The organism is Bradyrhizobium sp. (genome assembly GCF_035273305.1).
Taxonomy (GTDB): domain Bacteria; phylum Pseudomonadota; class Alphaproteobacteria; order Rhizobiales; family Xanthobacteraceae; genus Bradyrhizobium.
The window spans coordinates 1-22,423 of the sequence record NZ_DATEPI010000134.1; the positions used below are offsets into that span (position 1 = coordinate 1).

General features: G+C 61.0%; 20 protein-coding genes. 8 read left to right on the forward strand and 12 right to left on the reverse strand.

Going from position 1 to position 22,423, the window contains the following annotated elements:
• Nucleotides 1-438: 438 nt before the first annotated feature.
• Nucleotides 439-2,109: an NAD(P)/FAD-dependent oxidoreductase gene (locus VJV58_RS09120; RefSeq protein WP_324137015.1), complete on the reverse strand. Its 1,671-nt coding sequence runs from the start codon at nt 2,107-2,109 to the stop codon at nt 439-441.
• A gap of 192 nt (nt 2,110-2,301) precedes the next feature.
• Between VJV58_RS09120 and VJV58_RS09125 the strand changes: the two genes are divergently transcribed.
• Entirely contained in the window at nt 2,302-3,435 is a 1,134-nt protein-coding gene (locus tag VJV58_RS09125; RefSeq protein ID WP_324137016.1) for a nitronate monooxygenase, read from the forward strand.
• Nucleotides 3,436-3,558: 123 nt separating this feature from the next.
• The gene (locus VJV58_RS09130) at nt 3,559-5,079 is read left to right on the forward strand and encodes an acetyl-CoA acetyltransferase (protein WP_324137017.1); all 1,521 of its coding nucleotides are present in this window, start codon (nt 3,559-3,561) and stop codon (nt 5,077-5,079) included.
• Nucleotides 5,080-5,103: 24 nt separating this feature from the next.
• Here the strand turns inward: VJV58_RS09130 and VJV58_RS09135 are convergent, their stop codons facing one another.
• Nucleotides 5,104-6,297 (reverse strand): efflux RND transporter periplasmic adaptor subunit, encoded by a 1,194-nt coding sequence (locus tag VJV58_RS09135; RefSeq protein WP_324137018.1) that lies wholly within the window; start codon nt 6,295-6,297, stop codon nt 5,104-5,106.
• The gene (locus VJV58_RS09140) at nt 6,287-9,466 is read right to left on the reverse strand and encodes an efflux RND transporter permease subunit (RefSeq protein ID WP_324137019.1); all 3,180 of its coding nucleotides are present in this window, start codon (nt 9,464-9,466) and stop codon (nt 6,287-6,289) included. Before VJV58_RS09140 ends, VJV58_RS09135 begins: the two co-directional genes overlap by 11 nt.
• A 242-nt stretch (nt 9,467-9,708) precedes the next feature.
• Here VJV58_RS09140 and VJV58_RS09145 point away from each other — a divergent pair, with 242 nt between their 5' ends.
• Nucleotides 9,709-9,882 (forward strand): hypothetical protein, encoded by a 174-nt coding sequence (locus VJV58_RS09145; protein ID WP_324137020.1) that lies wholly within the window; start codon nt 9,709-9,711, stop codon nt 9,880-9,882.
• A gap of 130 nt (nt 9,883-10,012) precedes the next feature.
• Here the strand turns inward: VJV58_RS09145 and VJV58_RS09150 are convergent, their stop codons facing one another.
• The 6 genes from VJV58_RS09150 to ltnD form a co-directional block, all read right to left on the reverse strand.
• The gene (locus VJV58_RS09150) at nt 10,013-10,330 is read right to left on the reverse strand and encodes a hypothetical protein (protein WP_324137021.1); all 318 of its coding nucleotides are present in this window, start codon (nt 10,328-10,330) and stop codon (nt 10,013-10,015) included.
• Nucleotides 10,331-10,665: 335 nt separating this feature from the next.
• Nucleotides 10,666-10,845 carry a hypothetical protein gene (locus tag VJV58_RS09155; RefSeq protein ID WP_324137022.1) on the reverse strand — a complete coding sequence of 60 codons (180 nt, stop codon included), beginning with the start codon at nt 10,843-10,845 and terminating at the stop codon, nt 10,666-10,668.
• Nucleotides 10,846-11,033: 188 nt separating this feature from the next.
• Nucleotides 11,034-11,225 carry a hypothetical protein gene (locus tag VJV58_RS09160; RefSeq protein ID WP_324137023.1) on the reverse strand — a complete coding sequence of 64 codons (192 nt, stop codon included), beginning with the start codon at nt 11,223-11,225 and terminating at the stop codon, nt 11,034-11,036.
• Between the two features lie 168 nt (nt 11,226-11,393).
• Nucleotides 11,394-12,671, reverse strand: coding sequence for a 3-oxo-tetronate kinase (gene otnK / locus VJV58_RS09165; RefSeq protein WP_324137024.1), 1,278 nt, complete (start codon nt 12,669-12,671; stop codon nt 11,394-11,396).
• On the reverse strand, nt 12,668-13,450 hold the full coding sequence (otnI, locus tag VJV58_RS09170; protein ID WP_324137025.1) for a 2-oxo-tetronate isomerase: 783 nt from the start codon (nt 13,448-13,450) through the stop codon (nt 12,668-12,670). Before otnI ends, otnK begins: the two co-directional genes overlap by 4 nt.
• Nucleotides 13,451-13,472: 22 nt before the next feature.
• Nucleotides 13,473-14,393, reverse strand: a complete 921-nt coding sequence (gene ltnD, locus VJV58_RS09175; protein ID WP_324137026.1) for an L-threonate dehydrogenase — start codon at nt 14,391-14,393, stop codon at nt 13,473-13,475.
• A 117-nt stretch (nt 14,394-14,510) separates the two neighbouring features.
• Between ltnD and VJV58_RS09180 the strand changes: the two genes are divergently transcribed.
• Nucleotides 14,511-15,170 (forward strand): aldolase, encoded by a 660-nt coding sequence (locus VJV58_RS09180; RefSeq protein ID WP_324137027.1) that lies wholly within the window; start codon nt 14,511-14,513, stop codon nt 15,168-15,170.
• A 34-nt stretch (nt 15,171-15,204) separates the two neighbouring features.
• Here the strand turns inward: VJV58_RS09180 and VJV58_RS09185 are convergent, their stop codons facing one another.
• Nucleotides 15,205-16,026 carry a putative hydro-lyase gene (locus VJV58_RS09185; protein WP_324137028.1) on the reverse strand — a complete coding sequence of 274 codons (822 nt, stop codon included), beginning with the start codon at nt 16,024-16,026 and terminating at the stop codon, nt 15,205-15,207.
• Between the two features lie 90 nt (nt 16,027-16,116).
• Here VJV58_RS09185 and VJV58_RS09190 point away from each other — a divergent pair, with 90 nt between their 5' ends.
• Together VJV58_RS09190 and VJV58_RS09195 are read left to right on the forward strand one after the other, a co-directional pair.
• The gene (locus tag VJV58_RS09190; RefSeq protein WP_324137029.1) at nt 16,117-17,367 is read left to right on the forward strand and encodes a Zn-dependent hydrolase; all 1,251 of its coding nucleotides are present in this window, start codon (nt 16,117-16,119) and stop codon (nt 17,365-17,367) included.
• Between the two features lie 14 nt (nt 17,368-17,381).
• Complete coding sequence (locus VJV58_RS09195; RefSeq protein WP_324137030.1) at nt 17,382-18,293, forward strand: NAD(P)-dependent oxidoreductase; 912 nt, start codon at nt 17,382-17,384, stop codon at nt 18,291-18,293.
• A gap of 41 nt (nt 18,294-18,334) precedes the next feature.
• Here VJV58_RS09195 and VJV58_RS09200 read toward each other — a convergent pair whose 3' ends face one another.
• Entirely contained in the window at nt 18,335-19,414 is a 1,080-nt protein-coding gene (locus VJV58_RS09200; RefSeq protein WP_324137031.1) for a tartrate dehydrogenase, read from the reverse strand.
• A 175-nt stretch (nt 19,415-19,589) separates the two neighbouring features.
• On the opposite strand from VJV58_RS09200, the gene VJV58_RS09205 reads away from it, so the two are divergent.
• Nucleotides 19,590-20,366 (forward strand): SDR family oxidoreductase, encoded by a 777-nt coding sequence (locus VJV58_RS09205; RefSeq protein WP_324137032.1) that lies wholly within the window; start codon nt 19,590-19,592, stop codon nt 20,364-20,366.
• Here the strand turns inward: VJV58_RS09205 and VJV58_RS09210 are convergent.
• Entirely contained in the window at nt 20,363-21,217 is an 855-nt protein-coding gene (locus VJV58_RS09210) for an alpha/beta hydrolase (protein ID WP_324137033.1), read from the reverse strand. The two genes, VJV58_RS09205 and VJV58_RS09210, sit on opposite strands and share 4 nt — an antisense overlap.
• Before the next feature lie 109 nt (nt 21,218-21,326).
• On the opposite strand from VJV58_RS09210, the gene VJV58_RS09215 reads away from it, so the two are divergent.
• Nucleotides 21,327-22,423: amidase (locus VJV58_RS09215; protein WP_324137034.1), on the forward strand; the 1,097-nt coding region annotated here is incomplete at its 3' end.

Below are 22,423 nucleotides of genomic sequence, written 5' to 3' on the forward strand. Positions count from 1 at the left end.
GAACCACACGAGCGTAGTCAACGCGAGGTTCACCGGATTCACCCGGCATTCCCGCACGCAATGGTTTTAACGGTTTCCTTCGTGCTCTTCCCGGTGATCGGGCTTTGTTGTCACCGTCATCGGCGGGACACTTCCCGCCAACTTGAACGCCAGCGTCGAGGCGTCAGAACCACACGACTTCGCCGTCCGCATCACATGCCGTTCGTCAGCGGCACATCAGCGTCCATCGCATCCCGTCCCGCGTCCGTGACGATCGCGAGCGCCCCTTTGATGGGACGAGACGGCGGCCCTTATGAAGTGATTTGGGTCAAGCGAGAACGGAAATGTTTTTGCAAACGGGGCTGGACAGGTGATCCGCCGAACCGCCTGTCGGGCAAATCACTAAAGCGTGCCTGAATCAAGCCGCGCTTTCGAGAGCTTAAAGCGGCAACGGTGCAGCTATGACACCGCCGCTTTCTGTCTCTCCTCAGTCGCTTCCATCGCAAAGCCCTCATATCCCTTTGCCGCGACCTCGTTGCAGATTTGCCGATAAACGCCGACCCCGCCGATATAGGGCATGAAGATCTGCGGCTTGCCGGGAATATTGGCGCCCATGTACCAGGAATTGGCCTGTGGATAGAGCGTGGCGTGCGCGACCTCGTTAACGTGGGCCACCCATTTGTCTTCGGCTTCCTTCCGCGCTTCCATCGTGGCAAGGCTGCTGTCGCGCATGTAAGCGAGGCAGTCGGCGATCCAGTCCACATGCTGCTCGATCGAGACGATCATGTTGGATAGCACCGACGGACTGCCGGGTCCGGTGATGATGAACAGATTGGGAAAACCGGCGCTCATCAGGCCGAGATAGGTTTTGGGACCTTCGGCCCATTTCTGGTTGAGCGTCAACCCACTACGACCTCGAATGTCGATCTTGGCGACCGAACCGGTCATGGCATCGAAGCCGGTGGCCAACACCAGTGCATCGACCTCGTAGTCTTTTCCGCCGGCGCGCACTGCATTCGTCGAGATCTGTTCGATTGGATTGGACCTGATATCGACCAGTTTCACGTTGGGCCTGTTGAAGGTCGCGAAATAATCGGTATCGACGCAAATGCGCTTCGATCCAATCGGATGGTTGTTAGGTTGCAGCAGCCTCGCCGTTTCGGGGTCTTTGACAATTTCGGCAATCTTCTCGCGGACAAAATCGGCGGCGGTGTCATTGGCGGCTTTGTCGATGGCGAGATTGTTGTACACCGACATGAAGGTCAGCCCGCCGCGAGCCCAGCGCGCTTCGTATTTCGAACGCCGTTCGTTATCGCCATCATCAAGCGCGCCGCGATCAGGCATATCCGTAAAGATACCGTTGCGCGCCTCTTCCCGCGCGAAGCGCCTGATCTCCGGGTATTTGGCGCGAAATGCTTGGCGTTCCTCCGGGGTCAGCGCCGCGTTGCGGGCCGGGATGCTGAAATTCGGGGTGCGCTGAAACACCGTGAGCTGGCTGGCCTGTTCGGCGATCACCGGCACAGATTGAATAGCCGACGAGCCGGTGCCGATCACGCCGACGCGCAGGCCAGTGAAATCCACCGCCTCATGTGGCCAATGGCCGGTGTGATAAACCTTGCCCTTGAATTCCGATAGTCCCTTGATGTCGGGCATCCGGGCATTCGAGAGGCAGCCGGTGGCGAGCACCACGTATGTCGCGCGCACCCGCGCCCCATCGGCTGTGGTGACATCCCAGCAGTGGGCCCTTTCGTCAAACTCCGCCCGGTCAACGCGCGTATTGAGTTGAATATCGCTGCGGAGCTTGAAACGGTCGGCGACGTGGTTGGCGTATTTGAGAATTTCAGGCTGGGGCGCGTAGCGCTCGCTCCAGTCCCATTCCTGCTGTAGCTCATCGGAAAACGAATAGGAGTACTGCATGCTCTCGACGTCGCAGCGCGCCCCGGGGTAACGATTCCAGTACCAGGTGCCGCCGACGTCGCCGCCCTGCTCGAAAACCCGGACCGAAAATCCGAGCCCGCGCAACCTGTGCAGCATGTACATCCCTGCAAAACCGGCGCCGACCACAATGACATCGTAAGTCGTGGCGGGCGCGGCCTGGCTTTTAATGGAACTGGTTTGCAAGGCCGACATCTATTCGCGCTCCAACGGGATTGTTGCGGTGTTTGGGGGCAGCATTCTATTCCTGCATTGAAAGCGCAAGAGACAAATAGGCCCCATGATATTCTGGGCCGTGGAACGCAGGTCGTGATGGGTTACCGCGCTTGGCACGGCACGTCCTGTTGGGCTAGCGTCATCTAGAATTTCCCCGGGAGCGAACAAGCAATGAAATCGCCGATCTGCCAAATGCTGGGAATTGAATTTCCGCTGCTGGCTTTCAGCCACTGCCGTGATGTGGTGGCGGCGGTCAGCCGCGCCGGAGGTTTCGGCGTGCTCGGCGCCACATCGCATACGCCGGAATCGATCGAGCAGGAATTGAAATGGATCGACGATCACGTCGATGGGAAGCCCTACGGCCTCGACGTGCTGATTCCGGAAAACATTTCGACAGCGGGCGAGAAGGACGTCACCTGGAAAAGCCTGGCGGCGCGAATTTCGAACGAGCATCGCGCATTCACCCGCAACCTCCTGAAGAAATACGGAATTGAACTGGCGATCACGAACGTCGCGGACAACCAGCCGCAGCCATTCGATGGCCAATGCGCGCTCGAGGTTCTCGACGCCTCGTTCCGCCATCCGATCCGCCTGATTGCCAATGCGCTTGGAGTGCCGCCCAAAGCGATGATCGACATGGGCAAGCAGCACGGTGTGCCTGTGGCCGCATTAGTCGGCGCCAAGGAGCACGCGCTGCGCCAGGTCGCGGCCGGCGTCGACATCCTGGTGGTCCAAGGCACCGAGGCGGGCGGCCATTGCGGCGAGGTCTCAACCATGGTGCTGGTGCCGGAGGTGATCAAGGCGATCAAACCGATCCGTGAGGTGCCGGTGCTGGCAGCGGGCGGCATCATGACCGGCCGGCAGATGGCGGCGTGCATGGCAATGGGCGCGGCCGGCGCCTGGACCGGCTCGGTTTGGTTGGCAACCGTCGAATCCGAAACCACCGAAATCTTCCGTGAGAAAATGATCGCAGCCTCCTCGCGCGACGCAGTGCGCTCCAAGGGCCGTACCGGCAAGCCGGCGCGACAATTGCGTTCCGTCTGGACCGACGCATGGGATCGCGGGCCGGACAGTCCCGGCGCGCTGCCGATGCCGCTGCAAAGCATTATCAGCCGCGACGCTTTCAACTCCATCGATCGCGCCGCCGCGGCCGGGAACGCCCAAGCGCGCGATCTTGTCAGCTACTTCGTCGGACAGGGCGTGGGCCTGATCGACAGCGTGAAATCCGCAGGCGCCGTGGTGCAGGAATTCAAGGAAGAATTTATCGAGGCCGTGGAGCACATGAATACGCTGGTGGCCGAGTAGAATTTACCTCATTGCGAGGAGCGTCAGCGACGAAGCAGTTCATGCTCTGTGGCTTCGTGGGTTGCTTCGCCTTCGCTCGCAATGACAAGATCATCACCGAATAATCGGAAGCAAACAAAGTAGATGACAAACTCGAACTCCCCTGCCCCTGCCGATCGCATCCCCGTCATCGTCGGCGCCGGTGAAATTACCGATCGGCCGGCGGACTTGAAATCGGGGCTCGAGCCGCTCGACTTGCTGCAACAGGCGCTACAGCGCGCCGAGCAAGACAGCGGCGCCAAGTTACTCGGAGAGATTCAGTCCCTGGACATCGTCAATTTCCTGAGCTGGCGTTACCGCGATCCGGAAATTCGGCTTTCGGAGCGGCTCGGGATCAAGCCGAAACACGCTTATTACGGTCCGGTCGGCGGCGAGAGCCCGATTCGCTATCTGCACGAGGCGGCTCAACGCATTGCCCGCGGTGAATGCAGCGTAGCCGCGGTGTGCGGCGCCGAAGCGCAATCCACGGCTACGAAGGCCGAACGCGCCGGCGTCGAACTGCCATGGACGCCGTTCGCGCATGACGTACCGGAGCCGAAACGCGGCGCCGCGTTCCAGAAGCCGATAGCCGTCAAGCTCGGCGTGTTCCGGCCAGTGACGGTTTATCCGTTTTACGAAGCGGCAACCTCGGCGCATTGGGGCCAGACCCCGCGTGAGGCAATGGCGGAATCGGGCCAGTTGTGGGCGAGCTATTCCAATGTCGCGGCGCAAAATCCCAATGCGTGGCTCAAGCGGCGCTTCACGTCGGACGAAATCACCAACCCCACTTCGGACAATCGTTTGATCGCATGGCCCTACACCAAGTTGATGGTCGCGAACCCGATGGTCAACATGGGCGCGGCTCTCCTGGTGACCAGCCTTGCCAAGGCTCGGGCTGCGGGAATTTCCGAAGATCGGCTGATTTACGTCTGGGGTGGAGCATCGGCCGAAGAGCAGCGCGACTATTTGATCCGCGACCAATTCTTCCAAAGCCATCCGCAGAATGCTGTGCTCGGAGCGGTGATGGATCTCGTCGGCGGCGACGGCAAGGCATTCGACGCGATCGAGCTTTACAGCTGTTTTCCCTGCGTGCCGAAAATGGCGCGGCGAACCCTGGGATTAGGCCCCGACGTGCAGCCGACGGTCACCGGTGGGCTGACGTTCTTCGGCGCGCCGCTCAACACCTATATGACCCATGCGGCTTGCGCGATGGTCCGCAAGCTGCGCGATGGCGCCAACCTCGGCCTGCTGTATGGCCAAGGCGGGTTTGTCACGAAGCATCACGCGCTGGTGCTGTCGCGGAACGTGCCGAGGGCGCCGCTGGCACAGGACACCAGCGTGCAGGCCGAAGCGGACCGGCACCGCGGCGCAGTGCCAGAGTTTGTGACCGATGCCGACGGAAAGGGTTCGGTCGAAAGCTTTACGGTGCTTTATGGCCGCGACAATCAGGCCGAGCACGGCGTCGTAATGTTGCGCACCTCGGCGAATGCCCGCGCGTTGGCGCGGGTGCCCGCCGGCGATCGCCGGACCCTGGCGCATTTGTTGAATATGGACCGGACGCCGGTTGGATCGACAGGCGATATCGTAACAGCTGATGACGGCGTCCTGGAATGGCGGGCAGGCTAGGTCAAGGCGCGAGACCTAAACCGCCTAGCCCTTCACATCCTGCTTCTCCGAGACGGTCGCCGGCTTCGCCTTGGAGCCCGCGACGCGGACCTGATCGCCGTCCGCAAGCCCATCAGGCGGCGCGACAATAACGCGATCATCAGCCGAAATTCCCGATCCCAGTTCGATATCGCGGCCGAGATCGCGGGCGATCGTCACGGTCTTGAACAGCACCTTGTCATCGGGACCAACCGTGGCGACCCGCAAGCCGCTCTGGTTGAAGATCAGGGCGCTGGCGGGAATGTGCAGTGGCACGCTATCGCGCTGCAGGCTCATGCGCACATTGGCATAGCCGCCTGGCATCAGCTCGCCATTGGGATTGTCGAGTGCAAGCTGCATCCTGGTCGTGCCCGAGCCGACATCGACGGACTGAGAAGATGCCTCGATCGTGGCGTCAAAAGTCCGGTTCGGATATTCCGGCAGCGAGATGACGGCCTTGGCGCCGATCTTGATGGCGGGCACGTAGCTCTGGGGAACGTTGACGTAGACCCGGAGCTTGCTGATGTCGGAGATCACGAACATTGCGGGGCCACTCCCGCCACCCGCATTGATGAGGGCGCCGACATCAGTGTCGCGGGCGGTGACCACGCCATCGAACGGCGCCGTGATGTTCTTGTAACCCGCCAGCGCCTCCAGCCTCTCAACATTCGCCTGGCCCGATTTGACCGCCGCCTTCTTGTTCGAAAGATCGGCGGAGCGCTCGTCGATTTCCTGCATCGAAACGAAATTCGAAGCGATCAGCGATTTGCGGCGGTTCAGCGTAGCTTCAGAGAGTTTCGCGCTCGCCTCCTGGCTGGCGAGATCGGCGCGTGCCTGCAACAGCTGCTGGTCGAGATCGGGCGCTTCGATCTCCGCGATGACCTGACCGGCCTTGACCTTCGCGCCGATATCGGCGCTCCAGCTTTTCAGGTAGCCGCTGACCCGGGCAAAAATCGGCGCACGGTAATACGCCTCCAGGCGGCCCGGCAGGTCGATGGTCGCGTTGAGAACCTTGGCGTCGGGCGACACCACAGCGACGGTCGCGATCGCCTGGTTGTCGGTCCACTCGCGCAGCTTGGCGCTGGAATCCTCGCGCGCCCGAATCCCGGTCACGACCGCAACCACCGCCACCAGCCCGGCCACAATCCCGAAGGTGCCCAACTGCCGGCGAGAAACCGGCGAGTTTTGTTCAGTGGGCATGTGAGATCTCCGGGGCGGCGGATTTGGCGGCTTGCTTCTTGTGCACCATACTAAAAACCACGGGAACGAACATCAGGGTAGCCACGGTTGCGAAGATCAGCCCTCCGATGACCGCACGTCCGAGCGGGGCGTTCTGCTCGCCGCCCTCCCCGAGCGCCAACGCCATTGGCGTCATGCCGATGATCATCGCGAGCGCGGTCATCAGTACCGGACGGAAGCGCACGAACCCCGCCTCGATCGCGGCGGCAACGGGATCCCCCAGCACTTCATAGCGTTCCCGGGCGAAGCTGATCACCAGCACGCTGTTGGCGGTGGCGACGCCCATGCACATGATGGCGCCGGTCAGCGCCGGAACAGATAGCGTGGTTTGCGTCGTGAAGAGAATCCACACGATCCCGGCCAGCGCCGCCGGCAGAGCGGTGATGATCACAAACGGATCGGACCACGACTGGAAATTCACCACGATCAAAAAGTAGATCAGCACGATCGCGGCCAGCAACCCGAACAGCAGCCCGGAAAACGCACTGTTCATGGTCTGCACCTGACCCAGCAGAACCACCGATGAGCCCTTCGGCAGCTCTTTCGAGGTCGCGGCAATCGCCTCTTTGACCTCGGCGGCTACCGCGCCGAGATCGCGTCCCTGCGGGGTCGCATAAATCTGCACCATCGGTTGGATATCGTACTGCGAAACTACCGCGCTTGAGGTCGAGCGCTTGATATCGGCGATGCCACCCAGGATCGGCGGGACGCCGGTAGCGGCAGCCGTGATCGGAAGGGTCTGCAGCGCGCTCAAGGAATCGATCTTGTACTGCGGCGTCTGCATCACGATCGAATAGGACACCCCGTTCGCCGGATTGAGATAGTAGGTCGGCGCGACCTGCCCGCTGCCGGCCAGATTGACGACGAGGCTGTTGGTAACGTCGCGTTCGGTCAAGCCGACATATTGGGCGCGGGTACGATCTACATCGATATCGAAGCTTGGGTTGTTGGGTGACTGCTGGATCCGCGGATCGGCGACGCCCGGGATCCGTCGAATCCGAGCTAGCAGTTTACTGGCGTAGGCGAAATTCGCATTCACATCCGCGCCGCGGATCTGAACGTCGATCGGCGCGGGCGCGCCGAAATTCAGGATCTGGCTGACGATATCGGCGGGCAAGAATGCAAACGTCATTCCCGGAAACGCGCGCGGAAGCTGCTCTCTCAGCATCTGCACATATTCGTTAGTCGGCCGATGACCTTCTTTCAGCTTGATCTGGATGTCGCCGTCCTGCGACCCGATCACCCCGGTGTTGTTGTAGGTCATGTTAATGCCGATGATCGGCATGCCGATATTGTCAGCGAGTGTATCAATTTCCGCCGGCGGAATGATCTTGCGGATCGCCTTCTGCACATCCGCGAATTGGTTGGCGCTTTCCTCGACCCGGGTGCCAATCTGGGTACGAACATGCATCAGAATCGATCCGGAATCGACGGACGGAAAGAAATTCCGGCCGAGAAACGGCACCAGCAGGAATGAAGCTGCAACCACGCCCAAGAACCCGATCACGAAAATCGGCCGGCGCCGCATCGCCATCGACAGCAACTCACGGTACCTTCCGCGAATGCGCTCGAACCGCGCTTCGAATCCGCGCTGAAACCGCACCAGTGGATTGCGTGATCGTGGCGGGTCGCTGGCTCCATGAAGCACATGCTCCCGCAGCAGATATTTCGCCATCGTCGGCACCAGTGTCCGCGACAGGATGAATGACCACGCCATCGCGAACATCACAGCTTCCGCCATCGGCACGAACAGGAAGCGCGCGACGCCATCAAGAAAAAACATCGGCACGAACACGATGCAAATGCACAGCAGCGAAACGAATGCCGGCGTCGCGATCTGGTTGGCGCCGTCCAGGACCGACGTTTCGACGGGCTTGCCGTGCTCGAGATGCCAATTGATGTTCTCGATCGTGACGGTGGCGTCATCGACGAGGATACCAACGGCCAGCGCGAGACCGCCCAGGGTCATGATGTTGAGAGTCTCGCCGATCGCCGACAGCATCACGATCGCGCCGAGCACGGACAGCGGAATCGAGACCGCAATAATGATGGTTGAACGCCAGCTTCCCAGGAACAGCAGAATCATCACGCTGGTCAGCAAGGCCGCGATGATCCCCTCGTAGGCGACGCCGCTGATGGCGCCGCGGACAAACAACGACTGGTCGCCAATGAACCCAATCTTGAGCGCCTCTGGCAACGAGTCCTTCACGTCGATGACTTTCTGCTTGATTCCGGCGATGATATCGAGCGTCGAGATCGAACCGGCTTTCAGCACCATCATCAGGACTGAGCGGTTGCCGTCGACGTGAACGATGTTGGTTTGCGGGGGATTGCCGTCACGCACGCTGGCGACATCGCGAACATAGACCATCGCGCCATTCACGGCCTTGATCGGCAGGTTGCCGAGGTCTTCCATTCTTAGAGGCGAGTTGTTGAGCTGGATGACATACTCGAAGCCGCCGATCTTGGTGGTCCCAGCCGGCGTGATCAGATTTTGCGCGGCGAGCGCATTTGCGACATCCTGTCCGGACAGGCCACGCGCCTGCAGCGCCGATGGATCAAGATCGATTTGTATCTGGCGCTGCTTGCCGCCGAATGGATACGGGATCGCCGCGCCCGGTACGGTGACCAATGGCGTTCGCAACTGATTGATGCCGATATCGGCCAGGTTTTGCTCGGTCAGGCCCTCGCCTGATAACGCGACCTGGATGATCGGAACCGTCGATGCACTGTAGTTCAGGATCAGCGGAGGGGTCGCGCCCGGGGGCAACTGCTTGATCATGGTTTGCGAAATCGCGGTCACCTGGGCATTGGCGGTGCGGATATCCACGTTCGGCTGAAAAAATATCTTGATGATACCAACGCCGTTGTAGGAGTTGGCGACGATGTGCTCGATGTCATTCACGGTCGTGGTCAGCGCGCGCTGGAACGGGGTGACAATGCGCCCGGCCATCTGGTCCGGCGGCAGCCCGGTATACTGCCAAACCACGCCGATCACGGGGATGCGAATGTCCGGGAAAATGTCGGTCGGCGTGCGCAGCGCGGCGAGCGGTCCAATGATCAGCAGAAGCAGAGCCAGCACCACGAAGGTATACGGCCGGCTCAGCGCTATGCGGACCAGTGCGATCATACCGCGGCAGTTCCTCTATCGAGCACACGCGGAGATCGACGCGCCCGACCAATCGGTGGCGCTGATTTACCCGAAGCGCGGCAAATAGCCAACGCCTGCCAAGCGGTTGAGCGTTCACTTTGCAGCAAGCCGGCAGCTGGAACGAGCTTCACACACCTATTTGAAGAAGGGTCGACCTGCTGCGCCAAACCCGAAGCCCCCATATCACATCATAGATCGCGATTTCAGAACCGAGGTGTCCAATGCCCAACGCCAAAGATCTGATTGAGCGCGCCCGGATGTTCGATGAACGGGCTGAACAAGCCGTCGATCCGGTATCCCGCCGGCATTACAGAGAGATGGCCGCCCATTATCGCTCGCTCTCGGTCGAACATCAGCAAGCACGCCGGCGCGAACACGAGACCGCCGAGCCCTGAGCCTCGTGAATCCGCGTCGAAGTGATGAACACGAAAGCACGAAGCTGCACACCGCGGTCCCGCTCAACGCATCAAAAAAAGCCGCCACCTTTGACCGGTGGCGGCTCTGTCCCTTACTGCCGAATGCCGCTTAGTCGCAAACGTCAACGCGGCGCACCCGCCAGCCATACGGTGTCCACACTCGTCGCGGGACGAGATAGCATCCGCCGCCGTAATAGCCATAGCTTCCGTAATACGGACCGTAAGCAAAGGGTGCGGCTGCCAAGCCGAGCCCTAACCCGATCGCGCCTGCTGCGATACCTGCTCCGGGGAACCCGCCGTGGTGGTGAAAACCGCCGCCATGGAAGCCGCCGTGGAAATGGCCTCCACCGGCACGCGCCGATGCGACGTTTGGCGCAGCCGCCGCGAGTGCAACAGCGAACGCGCCGATCATTGCTTTCCTGAACATTGCTTGTCCTCCTCCTTGGCTCTCAAGGGCCAGTTAGGCCCTAGGGCGCATCTCCGTAGTAAGACTCCTTTCCGCCATAATGGTTCCATTTTGGATGGTTCCATCTTGGATACGTCCGCGGGAACTTACTGCTGCGGCTAACGTTTTCGTGTTTATAGGTGATTAAACCGGGCGTAGCGGAATGAGCGAACACTCTCAGCTGGCGAGCGCGATGCTGGTTTTAACGTTCGCAGCCGGAATGTTTATCGCTGGGCAGATGTTCACGGGCTACCAGTCGACCCGTGTGGCCCCCTCGAGCACCTACATCGCCTCTTTTCCATGGTGAAAAAGGCCGGTCATCGGTTCGGCGTGCTCACCAGATTGACGTCGGGATTTCTTTCCAGCACCGCCTGAGGAGGAATTTTGTAATTGGAGAGCCTCTCCACGCCCGCTTCCTTTTCACGGTCCGCGATAAAGAGGATCAGAAGGGCAAGCGCTGCGACAAAGGCCAAGAATGCCAGAGTTGCCAGTTTCATGCCTTTGCTCCCGGTCCCTTCAATCATGGCGCGAGCAACTCGGTCGCGAGAGCAGGCATGCGCATCAGATTCACCAGCTAGCACTGCCCTAACCAATGCGGCGTCGGCTGGTTTCCGAAATTTCGAATTGAATTGCACTTCGATGGGCGCCGCTGTGGTGGCCGGCAAACTTGCTCAGCAAGTTCCCATCAATCCGGCCGCTTCAGTTCACTGGAAAAGAGATAATTGTATGTATTTGCCGCCTGCCGGAGTTTTTCCGCGTTCTTCAGCGCTTCGATTCGCTCAGGTCCCGGGCGCATTTTTCGGGCTTTCGCAAGGGCTTCCATGGCTTTGGCATTTAGATCCCGATCGCCGGGAGATGATGGCACGCGCTTGCTCATGATCCGCCTCCAGGACACCAGCATGATTCCATGCGGAACGACCAAAAAAGTTCCATTGGCAGGCTCTGGGGCCTCCGAAACCGGACCGGTTACCAATCAGCCGGAAGCGCAGCCTGGACGCCGCAACAGGCTTAGGGTTCCCTCCAGCGGCCGCTTTGCAGGGGGCGGTCAGCGCATCAGCTTGAGCGCGTCGGAAAAGAATTCCGGTCCGCCGAAGTTGCCGGACTTAAGGGCGAGCAACATCGGGCCTTGTCTGGCGCCAACGGCAGCCAACACCGGCACTCCGGCGGCAATTTCAGCGCCGACCAGGAATCCCGGAATCTCCAGGCGATCCACCACGGCGCCGGACGTTTCGCCGCCGGCGACCACCAGCCGTCGTACCCCGAACTGAACCAAGCCCTCGGCTATATCCGCCATCGCCTGCTCGATCGCATGCCCGGCCGTATCGCGGCCATGTCGGGCCTGCAAGGCGCTGACCTGCTCGGGAGTCGAACTGCTGGCGATCAGGATGGGGCCCTGCTTCAGCCGGTCCTTGGCCCAGGCCAGCGCCCGCCCGGCTTCATCTTTTCCCGCCACCACCTGGTTGGGGTCGAGATGCAGCACAGCCATCCTCGCTTCCGCGCTTGCGATCTGTTGCAAGGTGGCCTGCGAACAACTGCCGGCAAGACATGCCGCGGGCCCGCCGAGAGGCGCACCGGAAGTCGCGCTCGGCGGATTCGGTTTCGCCGCGCCGGAAGCCACCAATGCACGGGCAAGACCAAGCCCAAGCCCGGATGCTCCAACGGAAACACGGTTCTCGAGCGCCACAGTGCCGAGGGTTTCCAGGTCGCGTTCGAATACCGCATCAGCTATCGCCGCGCCGAAGCCATTTTTCGACAGATGTGCCAATCGCGCGCGAACGGCATCGGCACCGCGTGCCACGTCAGCGAGATCGACGAGCCCGATTTTGGACTTGCTCTGCCGTGCCAGCACCCGCACCAGATTGGAATCATGCATCGGGTTCAGCGGATGATCCCGCAGCGGGCTCTCATTGAGCGGCACCGCGCCAACGAACAAATTACCCTGATAGACCGTACGGCCGGTCTCCGGAAATGCGGGCGTCACCAGCACGGTCGCATCGCCGGAATCGGCGCGCAACGCATCCATCACCGGGCCAATGTTTCCGGCCTCGGTTGAGTCGAAGGTCGAGCAGATCTTGAACAGGACATGGCGCGCCCCGTGTCCGCGCAGCCATTTTTCCGCCGCGCGCGAACGCGAGACGGCAAGACCAGCCTCGATCGAGCGGCTTTTCAGCGAAACCACCACGGCGTCGACCTTGGGCAGCGCAAGATCGTCCGAGGGCACACCGATGGCCTGAACGGTGCGCAGGCCGCAGCGGGTCAGGGTATTCGCGAGATCCGACGCCCCGGTATAATCGTCGGCGATGCAACCCAGCGCCAGCGTCACGGTTTTACTCCGGCATAGGATCTGAACCAGCCGAGGCCATCGCTGGTCTTGCCGCGCGGGTTATATTCGCAACCGACAAAACCGCTATAGCCGAGCCGGTCCAACTCTCCGAACAGGAACGGATAATTCAATTCCTCGCCATCCGGCTCGTTGCGCGAGGGAATGCTGGCGATCTGGATATGACCAATGATCGGCATCATCTCGCGAAGCCGCATGGTGACGTCGCCGTGAATGATCTGGCAGTGATAGATATCGAACTGAAGTTTCAAATTGGGAATTTTCAATTCGGCGATCAGATCGCGCGCGAACGCGAAATCATTGAGGAAGTAACCGGGCACATTGCGCGGATTGATAGGCTCGATCACGACATCAAGGCCGTGCGGCGCGAAGAATTCGGTGGTCCATGCCAGCGACTTAAGAAACGCTGTTACCGCCTTGGGGTCGTTGCGACCGGCAATGCCCGCCATCAGATGCACGCGCTTGACGCCGGTCGCCTGCACGTAAGGCAACGCGGTGCGCAAGCTTTCCTGCAGATCGGAAAAGCGATCTGGCAACGCAGCAAATCCTTTTTCGCCCGCTTCCCAATTGCCGGGAGGCAGATTGAACAGCGCCTGCTCCAAGCCATAACCGTGCAACCGTTCGCCCACGACCTCCGGCGGATGGTCATAGGGAAACAGGAATTCCACTGCCGTGAACCCGGCCTTTGCAGCTGCCTCGAAACGGTCGAGAAACGGCACCTCGTTGAACATCATGGTGAGATTGGCGGCGAAGCGCGGCATCCACTTTCCTCTTGTTCTTCGATTATTTCGGCTCGCCCGGCAGATGCGTGCCGGTAACGCGCGCATACATCCGCGCCACTGAAGCATCGTCATCGCGGCCCATACCGGAGGCGGCTGTCATCAGGAACATCTGCAGCGCCGCCGCGGCTACCGGCACCGGAAATCTTGCAGTGCGAGCCATGTCCTGGATGATGCCGAGGTCCTTGACGAAAATTTCCACCGCGCTTCGCGGCGCGTAGTCACCATCCAGCACGTGCGGCATGCGATTTTCGAACATCCATGAATTGCCGGCTGAGGCCGTGATCACCTCATAGACCTTGCGGATGTCAAGGCCTTGCTTGGCTGCGAAGGCCATCGCTTCCGAGGCTGCGGCGATGTGCACGCCGGCAAGCAACTGGTTGATCATCTTGAATGCGGCGCCCTCGCCTGCGGCGTCGCCGAGTTCGTAGAGCTTTGCGGCCATCGCATCGAGCGCGGGCCTGGCCTTGTCGAAAGCAGCCGGACTGCCCGATGCCAAAATAGTCAGCTCTCCCTGTGCCGCCCGCTGGGCGCCCCCGCTGATCGGCGCGTCGAGGTAATGCCGCCCACTCGCTTCCAGTTGCTTTGCCAACCGCCGAGCGACATCGGGATCCATAGTTGCGGACGAAATGAACACCGCGTCCTTTGCCATCGTCTCCGCTACGCCGTTTTTGCCGAACAGTATCGTCTCCGTCTGAGCAGCATTGACCACTACGCTGACGACAATCCCGGCTTGCTTTGCCCCTTCCGCTGGCGTGCTCGCGCCCTTGCCGCCCTCAGCTACGAACCGGGTGACCGCATCCGCCGATACATCGCAGCCGGTCACCTCAAAGCCCGCGCGGCGCAGCGAAGTCGCCATGCCGAAACCCATCGACCCCAAGCCTATGACGGCGACAGGTGGTTTTCGCACCGCGGTTTCAGGCATGTGGAAATTCCTCGACGTTCCTCACAGCCGAAATTCGGATAACGGCTTTAGCCATTGGGTATCACGGCTTGGCCCTGCTGCCAAAGCATGAGACAAGGCGGCAAAGAGGAAGCTGCCATGAGCGAAACAAAGGCCCGCGAGGATATCTGCCGGCTCGGCCGCTCTCTCTTTGAGCGCGGCCTGACACCGGGCTCCTCCGGCAACATCAGCATCAGGCTTGAAGACGGCGGCTGGCTGGTGACGCCGACCAATGCGTCGTTGGGTACGTTGGACCCCGCTCGATTGTCGCGGCTCGATAACCACGGCCGGCTTGCCGCCGGCGATCCGCCGACCAAGGAAGTGCCGCTACATACCGCGCTTTACCAGACGCGTCACACTGCGCGGGCGGTGGTGCATCTGCATTCCACGCATTCGGTAGCGCTTTCGATGCTTCCGGAGATCGATCCGCGCGCGGCGTTGCCGCCGATGACGGCGTATTATCTGATGAAATGCGGATCAACGGCGCTCGTCCCTTACTACAGGCCAGGCGATCCGGCAGTGGCCGACGCCATCAAGGGCCTGGCCGGAAAATACTCCTCGGTGCTGCTCGCCAATCACGGCCCGGTGGTCGCGGGCGAGTCACTCGAGGCGGCTGTGTTCGCGATGGAGGAGCTGGAAGAAACAGCAAAGCTTTATTTGCTGCTGCGCGGCCTGAACCCGCGCTATTTGACACCAAACCAGATCGCGGATTTATCAAAGACGTTCCGGCTGGACTTACCGGAGCACAGGCACGAATAGTTTCTATCTCGCGAGCGACCATAAATCCATCAATCTAAAGTACCGCGAGCTGCTTGTTTTTCAGATCCGTTACCAGCATGAAGCCCGGCGCGTGGGTGATGGCAAATGGCGGCTTCGCCGCCGCGATCACCGCTTGCGGTGTGACCCCACAGGCCCAGAACACGGGTATCTCGTCGGCTTCCACCGGCACCGCGTCGCCGTAGTCAGGTTTTGCGATATCCGCGATTCCGATCGAATGCGGATGCCCGAGATGAACTGGCGCGCCATGCACCGCCGGAAAGCGCGAGGTGATCTGCACCGCGCGGATGGCGTCGGCGGGCTTGAACGGCCGCATCGAGACCACCATCGGACCGGCGAACGGTCCTGACGGCACACACGAGATGTTGGTGCGGTACATCGGCACACGCACGTTGCGCTCGATATGACGGATCGGCAGGTCGTCCGCCATCAGCGCCTCTTCAAATGAAAACGAGCAGCCCAGCACAAAAGCAACGAGATCATCGCGCCAATGCTCCCGGATATCGATCGGTTCTTCCGCCACCTCGCCCTCACGCCAGACGCGATACCGTGGCAGGTCGGTGCGGATGTCCAGATCGAGTCCGAGTGATGGAATGCGGGGGTTTCCGACGTCCGACATGCCGATCACAGGGCACGGCTTCGGGTTGAGCTGGCAAAATCTGTGAAACGAAGCTGCGAGCTTTTCAGGCAAGATCGCGAGGTTGCCCTGGACGAAACCATTCGCGATGCCGGCCGTCGTGGTAGCCATCCCGGCCCGGCACGCCAATCGCGCCTGCAAGCTCGGCAGCATCTCGGCTTCTCGGTCTTCGTGTTCTTTCTTCGCCAAGCTGACGATCATGATCAGGCTCCGCGCCTCGACAGGCCATGCCCCATAGTTCTACCATGCAGCCCGACCTTATGCACCTCAGCGTTTTTTCCGGCAGGATCAATGACAAAAATCGCCTCCAATCTGCAGATCGATTCCGCGCGTCTGTGGGATACCATTCACGAGACCGCGAAATTCGGCGCGACCCCAAAAGGCGGCGTGCGGCGGCTGACGCTGGGGGCCGAGGATAAGCAGGTGCGCGATTGGTTCCGACATGCATGCGAGGCCGCCGGTCTCGAGGTCCATGTCGACGCCTTGGGGTCGATGTTTGGGCTGCGCAAGGGGCGCGACATGTCCAAGCCGCCGGTGGGTCTGGGGTCGCATCTGGACACGCAGCCGACCGGGGGCAAGTTCGATGGCGTACTCGGGACCTTGGCGGCACTGGAAGTGGTCCGCACGCTCAACGACGCCGGGATCGAGACGGAAACGCCCATCTGCATTGTGAACTGGACCAACGAGGAAGGTTCACGGTTCGCACCGGCGACGATGGCATCCGCAGCCTATGCCGGCGATTACACCACCGAGAACATCCTGGCTCGTACCGATGCTGCCGGCGTCAGCGTTGGCGAGGCACTCGACAGTATCGGTTATCGAGGCGTCGAGCCGGTCGGCGCGCGCAAGTTTGGCGCATTCGTCGAGTTGCATATCGAGCAGGGACCATTGCTTGAAGCCGAGAACAAGATCATCGGCGTGGTAGATCGCGGCCAGGGTATTACCTGGTATGACGGCAAAATTATCGGCTTCGAAAGTCATGCCGGCACGACCCCGATGCCGCTGCGACGAGACGCGCTGGCGGCGTTGTCCGAAGTGGTGCTGGCGATTGAACGGATCGCCCGAGCGCACAGCCCGAATGCGGTCGGGACCATCGGCGAAGCCGTGATTGCAGCGCCTTCCCGCAACGTGATCCCAGGAGAGGTCGCCTTCACGGCCGATATCCGCAGCCCGGCTTCGGAAACGCTCGAGGCCATTGACAAGGATTTGCGCGCAGCGATGGCCGAAATCGCTTCGCGGCGCCGGGTCGAGATCAGCTTCGAGGCAATCTGGCGGAAGCCGCCAACGATCTTCAATCCCAAGCTGGTCGAGGCGGTCGAGAATGCCACCAAGTCGCTCGGCTATACACACCGTCGCATCACCTCCGGCGCCGGCCACGACGCCTGCAATCTCGCCAATGTGGTGCCGTCGGCGATGATCTTCGTTCCGTGCAAGGACGGCGTCAGCCACAACGAACTGGAAGATGCGACACAGGCCGATTGTACCGCCGGCGCCAACACGTTGATGCATACCGTGCTGGCGCTCGCTGGCGTGGCCTCCTGATCATGGAGAGCTCATTGCGCGGTGTCTTTGTCGATGCCAACGAAGCATTGGCGGTGATCTTCGAACGACTGGCAAAACCGCGCGATCCCGAGGTTCGCATTCATCGCGATCCGGACGTCACGCCGGACCAGCTACCCGGCGTACTAGCCGGCGCGCAGATCGCGATTGTAGATCACACCGCGCTGCCGACAGACATCGCGCGCAAATGCGCTGGCCTCAAGCACGTGGTGTTCCTGGGCACCGGCGCGCGCAGCTACATGAATCCGGACGAACTCGCCGAGCTTGGCATCGCCGTCCACTTGATCCGAGGCTATGGCGATACTGCCGTGGCCGAATCCGCGATCGCGCTGATGTGGGCAGCCGCCCGCGGCATCGCCCGGATGGACCGCGAGATGCGCGCCGGCAACTGGCTGCGCGAAGACGGCATGCAGTTGACTGGCAAGACGTTGGGCCTGATCGGGTTCGGTGGTATCGCCGCGGAAGTCGCGCGCATCGCGCTGGGCAGCGGCATGCGCGTGCTTGCCTGGAACCGGACACCGAAGAGTTTTGGTGCGGTCAGCTTCGTCAGCTTGGACAAGCTGCTCGCCGAAAGCGATGTAGTGTCGCTGCATTTGCTGCTGAATGATGAGACCCGCGGGTTTCTCTCGAACGAACGCATCACGGCGATGAAACCAGGCGTTATCCTTGTCAACACCGCGCGGGGCGCGCTGGTCGATGAAGCCGCGATGATCGAGGCCCTTAAGTCCAACCAAATCCGTCACGCCGGGCTCGACGTCTTTAACGTCGAACCGCTGCCGCTCGACCATCCCCTCATCAGACTTCCGAACGTGACGTTATCGGCGCATTCGGCATTCCGCACGCCTGAGGCGAGCGAAAATCTGATCGGAGCGGCCTGGGAGCACTGCCGCAGGATTGCGAGCGGCTAAGCGTGAAGATCGCTACCCCTCCTGCTTGCGGGATCGAACTCCTAGTCCACCATCTCGGCGACAGCTTTACCGCAGGTCTGGGTATCGGCATTGCCGCCGAGATCGCGCGTGCGCAGCGTGCGTTCGCCCAGGGTCCGCTCGATCGCGCCCACGATCGAGGCTGCCGCAGCTTTTTCGCCGAGATGCTCCAGCATCATTGCGCCCGACCAGATCATGCCGATCGGGTTGGCGATGCCCTCTCCCGCGATGTCAGGCGCCGAGCCGTGTACCGGCTCGAACACCGAAGGGAAATGACGTTCCGGGTTGATGTTGCCCGACGGCGCGATGCCGATGGTGCCGGTGCAGGCTGGACCGAGATCGGACAAAATATCCCCGAACAGGTTGGAGCCGACAACCACATCGAACCAGTCGGGATGCAGCACGAAATTCGCGGTAAGAATGTCGATATGGTACTTGTCCCACTTCACCCCGGGATATTTCTTCGCCATCGCTTCGACGCGCTCGTCCCAATAGGGCATGGTGATTGAAATGCCATTTGATTTGGTCGCCGAGGTCAGGTGCTTCTTCGCCCGTGATTGCGCCAGATCAAACGCGAACTTCAGAATACGATCGACCCCGATGCGGCTCATCACCGTCTGCTGGGTCACGAATTCGCGATCGGTATCGGGAAACATTCGCCCGCCGACCGATGAATATTCGCCTTCGGTATTTTCCCGCACCACCCAGAAATCGATATCGCCCGGCTTGCGGTTGGCGAGCGGCGATGGCACGCCCGGCATCAGCCTAACCGGGCGAAGATTGACGTACTGATCGAACTCGCGGCGGAACTTGATCAGCGATCCCCACAATGAAACGTGATCGGGGATTTTAGCCGGCCAACCGACCGCGCCGAAATAGATCGCATCGTGCTTGCCGATCTTTCCTTTCCAATCCTCCGGCATCATCTCGCCGTGCTTTTCGTAGTAATCCCACGAGGCAAAATCGAAGTGATCGAAATGCACGCTGACGCCGTGCTTTTTTGCAGCCTGCTCCAGCACCCGCAGGCCTTCCGGCGCCACTTCCTTGCCGATGCCGTCACCGGGAATGACCGCAATTCGGTACTGCTTTTTTTGATTGCTCATCGAGAGTTTCCTTGTGCTTCGCCGGCCGACGGACCCTGAAATTGATTAGATGCAATGAACCAAACCCGATCGCGGTGCAACGGTGCAGTGCAATGTTGACCGGCCCACGGGCAACCGCCTAACAGTCCAGCTCGCAAATTTACCGCCAGACATTCCACAACAAGCGAGTAATCCCATGGATCTTCATTTGCGCGGCAAGCGCGTCCTGATCACCGGCGCATCGAAAGGCATCGGCGCGGCGGCTGCCGAGGCTTTTGCCGAAGAAGGTGCTCATCTCAGGCTTGCGGCCCGCAGCGGCGATCAATTGAAGGCGCTGTCAGAGCGCCTGCGATCGGCGCATCAAATCGATGCCGCCACCCACGTTGTCGATCTGCGGAAGCCCGAAGATATCATGAAGCTTGTGAAAGATGCATCCGACGTCGATATTCTCGTCAACAACGCCGGCGATATTCCCGGCGGCTCGATCGACAAGATCGATGAGGCCACATGGCGCCATGCGTGGGAACTCAAGGTGTTTGGCTATATCAATCTGACGCGCGCCATTTACGCGCAGATGAAAGCGCGCGGGCATGGGGTAATCGTCAACGATATTGGCGCCGCCGGCGAAAAGTTCGACGCCAATTACATCTGCGGCAGCGCCGGCAACGCCGCGCTGATGGCCTTTACCCGCGCGCTCGGCGGTAAGAGTCTCGCCGATAACATTCGCGTGGTCGGCATCAATCCGGGACCGGTCGGCACCGATCGACATGTCACGCTGCTCAAGACCCGCGCCAAGCATCAGTTCGGAGACGAGAACCGCTACAAGGAATTTCAGAAGAGCCTTCCACTTGGACGGCCGGCCCATGCCCGGGAAATCGGCGACCTGATCGCGTTCCTCGCCTCCGATCGCTCCGGCTATACTTCCGGCGTGATCTATACGGTCGACGGCGGCATCAGCGCCGGCTGGAGTTAGCTGGTCTCCGTCCGCTGGAACAATTGCCGGATAAGCGTGGTGATGCGGCCGCCCGGTGACGCCAGCTCGTTCATGATCGTGAAATGATTGGCGTTTGGAACCTCCTCGTAAGTCACCGGCAATCCGAACTTGGCGCGGTGACCCGCGAACTCCGCAGTCTGTCGGCGTAACAACGGAAGTTCCGCACTGCCGACCACAAGCGACAACGGTTTCATCGCGCCGCCGGATTGCATGACAGGTGAATTGCGGCGCGACATCGTCTCGTCGAGTCCCAGCTTGACGTTGAGATAGCTGTGCCGGATAGGCTCGAGATCGTAGATCCCGCTGATGGCCATGCCGGCACGGACACCGGGATGCGCCAGCGCCATGGCAGTGAGATGACCGCCGGCGGACCATCCCGACAGCACGATGCCCTTGTCGTCGCCGCCGAGCGCGGGCAATTGTTCGGTGAGAAAATCGACGCCTCGATGAATTTCCGCAACGATCTCGTCGAGAGCAGCATCCGGCGCCAGCGTGTAGCCGATCAGCGCGACATTGATGCCGTGCGCCATCGGGCCTTCCGCAAACAGCGTGAAAACTTCCTTTGCACGGGCTTGCCAATAGCCGCCATGGATGAACAAAAGCGTCGGGCCCTTGTCGCGCGCCTTTAGAAAATCGATGCGATTGCGTTCGCGCGGCCCGTAGCGCAGGTCGAGATGATCGGAATGCTTTCCACGGATTTCTGTTGAACGCCGCTCCCAGCCGGCGACGATGTCCGCGCTCCCAGTCACGGCAACGCCGTTGTTGAGCCCGAGATCGCGTTCTTCCTGGCTCATCTTCCGCCAATCCGGCGCGTCGAACGGCGTCGTCATTCCCAATTTTCCCCCTGCCGTGCGTTGTCGCCGGTTTCCACTTTGCCGAAAAATGCTCTACAGCATTACACGTCTGCTGACGTCAAACAAAACCTATAGGGTAGCAAAATTGGCATCCGATCAAGCGTTGATACAAGCGAGTGCATGCGCGGTCGTCGATAAGCTCAATTCAGGTGAAGTCACGCCGCTCGATCTGCTTGATATGCTGGAACGGCGGATCGCGGAGGTCGACGATAAGGTCAACGCTTTGCCGACGCTGTGCTTCGATCGAGCCCGGACCCACGCCAAGGCATTGATGCAGAAGCCCGCCGGCGATCGCGGCCTGCTCGCGGGAATGCCGGTCCCGATCAAGGACCTGACCGATGTCGAGGGCGTGCTGACCACCCAGGGCTCGCCGATCTACAAAAACAGAATCCCCGCGCGTTCCGATGTTCTGGTCGAGCATCTCGAAGGCAATGGGGCGGTGATCTACGCCAAATCGAATACGCCCGAATTCGGCGCCGGCGCGAACACTTTCAACGAGGTGTTCGGCGCGACTCGCAATCCCTGGGACACGTCCCGCTCCGCGGCGGGGTCGTCGGGCGGCGCGGCCGTGGCGCTCGCAACGGGAATGGCCTGGCTGGCGCACGGCTCTGACATGGGCGGCTCGCTTCGCAACCCGGCGAGCTTCTGCGGCATCGTCGGCATGCGCCCGAGTATTGGGCGGGTGGCGCATACTCCCGTTGCCAAGATCGATCGCAATCTCGGCGTCCAAGGGCCGATGGCGCGCAATGTCGAGGACCTTGCGTTGCTGCTCGATGCCATGACCGGCGAGCATCCAGCCGATCCGTTGTCGCTGCCGGTACTACCGGTTTCATTCCGCGCCGCGATGCGATCGGCAAGCGGACCGAAGCGCATTGCTTATTCGCCTGATCTCGGGATCACTCCGGTTGACGCCGAAGTCGCCGCGATCACCCGCAAGGCCGCCGCCCGTTTCGCCGAAGCCGGCGCGATCGTGGAGGAGGCACATCCGGACCTGCGGGAGGCGCATGAATGCTTCCATGTGCTGCGCGCGTTTGATTTTGCGATCAGCAAGGCAGCGCTATTGCGCAGCAAGCGCGATCTGCTCAAGCCCGAAGTGATCTGGAACATCGAGGAAGGACTGAAGCTGAGCGTCGAGCAGATCGAGCGCGCCGAAGCGCAGCGCATCGCGATGACGGGCCGCAC

Coding starts and splice junctions, on each gene's coding strand:
- VJV58_RS09120 (WP_324137015.1), bottom strand. CDS start 2,109: ATGTCGGCCTTGCAAACCAGTTCCATTAAAAGCCAGGCCGCGCCCGCC.
- VJV58_RS09125 (WP_324137016.1), top strand. CDS start 2,302: ATGAAATCGCCGATCTGCCAAATGCTGGGAATTGAATTTCCGCTGCTG.
- VJV58_RS09130 (WP_324137017.1), top strand. CDS start 3,559: ATGACAAACTCGAACTCCCCTGCCCCTGCCGATCGCATCCCCGTCATC.
- VJV58_RS09135 (WP_324137018.1), bottom strand. CDS start 6,297: ATGCCCACTGAACAAAACTCGCCGGTTTCTCGCCGGCAGTTGGGCACC.
- VJV58_RS09140 (WP_324137019.1), bottom strand. CDS start 9,466: ATGATCGCACTGGTCCGCATAGCGCTGAGCCGGCCGTATACCTTCGTG.
- VJV58_RS09145 (WP_324137020.1), top strand. CDS start 9,709: ATGCCCAACGCCAAAGATCTGATTGAGCGCGCCCGGATGTTCGATGAA.
- VJV58_RS09150 (WP_324137021.1), bottom strand. CDS start 10,330: ATGTTCAGGAAAGCAATGATCGGCGCGTTCGCTGTTGCACTCGCGGCG.
- VJV58_RS09155 (WP_324137022.1), bottom strand. CDS start 10,845: ATGAAACTGGCAACTCTGGCATTCTTGGCCTTTGTCGCAGCGCTTGCC.
- VJV58_RS09160 (WP_324137023.1), bottom strand. CDS start 11,225: ATGAGCAAGCGCGTGCCATCATCTCCCGGCGATCGGGATCTAAATGCC.
- otnI (WP_324137025.1), bottom strand. CDS start 13,450: ATGCCGCGCTTCGCCGCCAATCTCACCATGATGTTCAACGAGGTGCCG.
- ltnD (WP_324137026.1), bottom strand. CDS start 14,393: ATGCCTGAAACCGCGGTGCGAAAACCACCTGTCGCCGTCATAGGCTTG.
- VJV58_RS09180 (WP_324137027.1), top strand. CDS start 14,511: ATGAGCGAAACAAAGGCCCGCGAGGATATCTGCCGGCTCGGCCGCTCT.
- VJV58_RS09185 (WP_324137028.1), bottom strand. CDS start 16,026: ATGATCGTCAGCTTGGCGAAGAAAGAACACGAAGACCGAGAAGCCGAG.
- VJV58_RS09190 (WP_324137029.1), top strand. CDS start 16,117: ATGACAAAAATCGCCTCCAATCTGCAGATCGATTCCGCGCGTCTGTGG.
- VJV58_RS09200 (WP_324137031.1), bottom strand. CDS start 19,414: ATGAGCAATCAAAAAAAGCAGTACCGAATTGCGGTCATTCCCGGTGAC.
- VJV58_RS09205 (WP_324137032.1), top strand. CDS start 19,590: ATGGATCTTCATTTGCGCGGCAAGCGCGTCCTGATCACCGGCGCATCG.
- VJV58_RS09210 (WP_324137033.1), bottom strand. CDS start 21,217: ATGACGACGCCGTTCGACGCGCCGGATTGGCGGAAGATGAGCCAGGAA.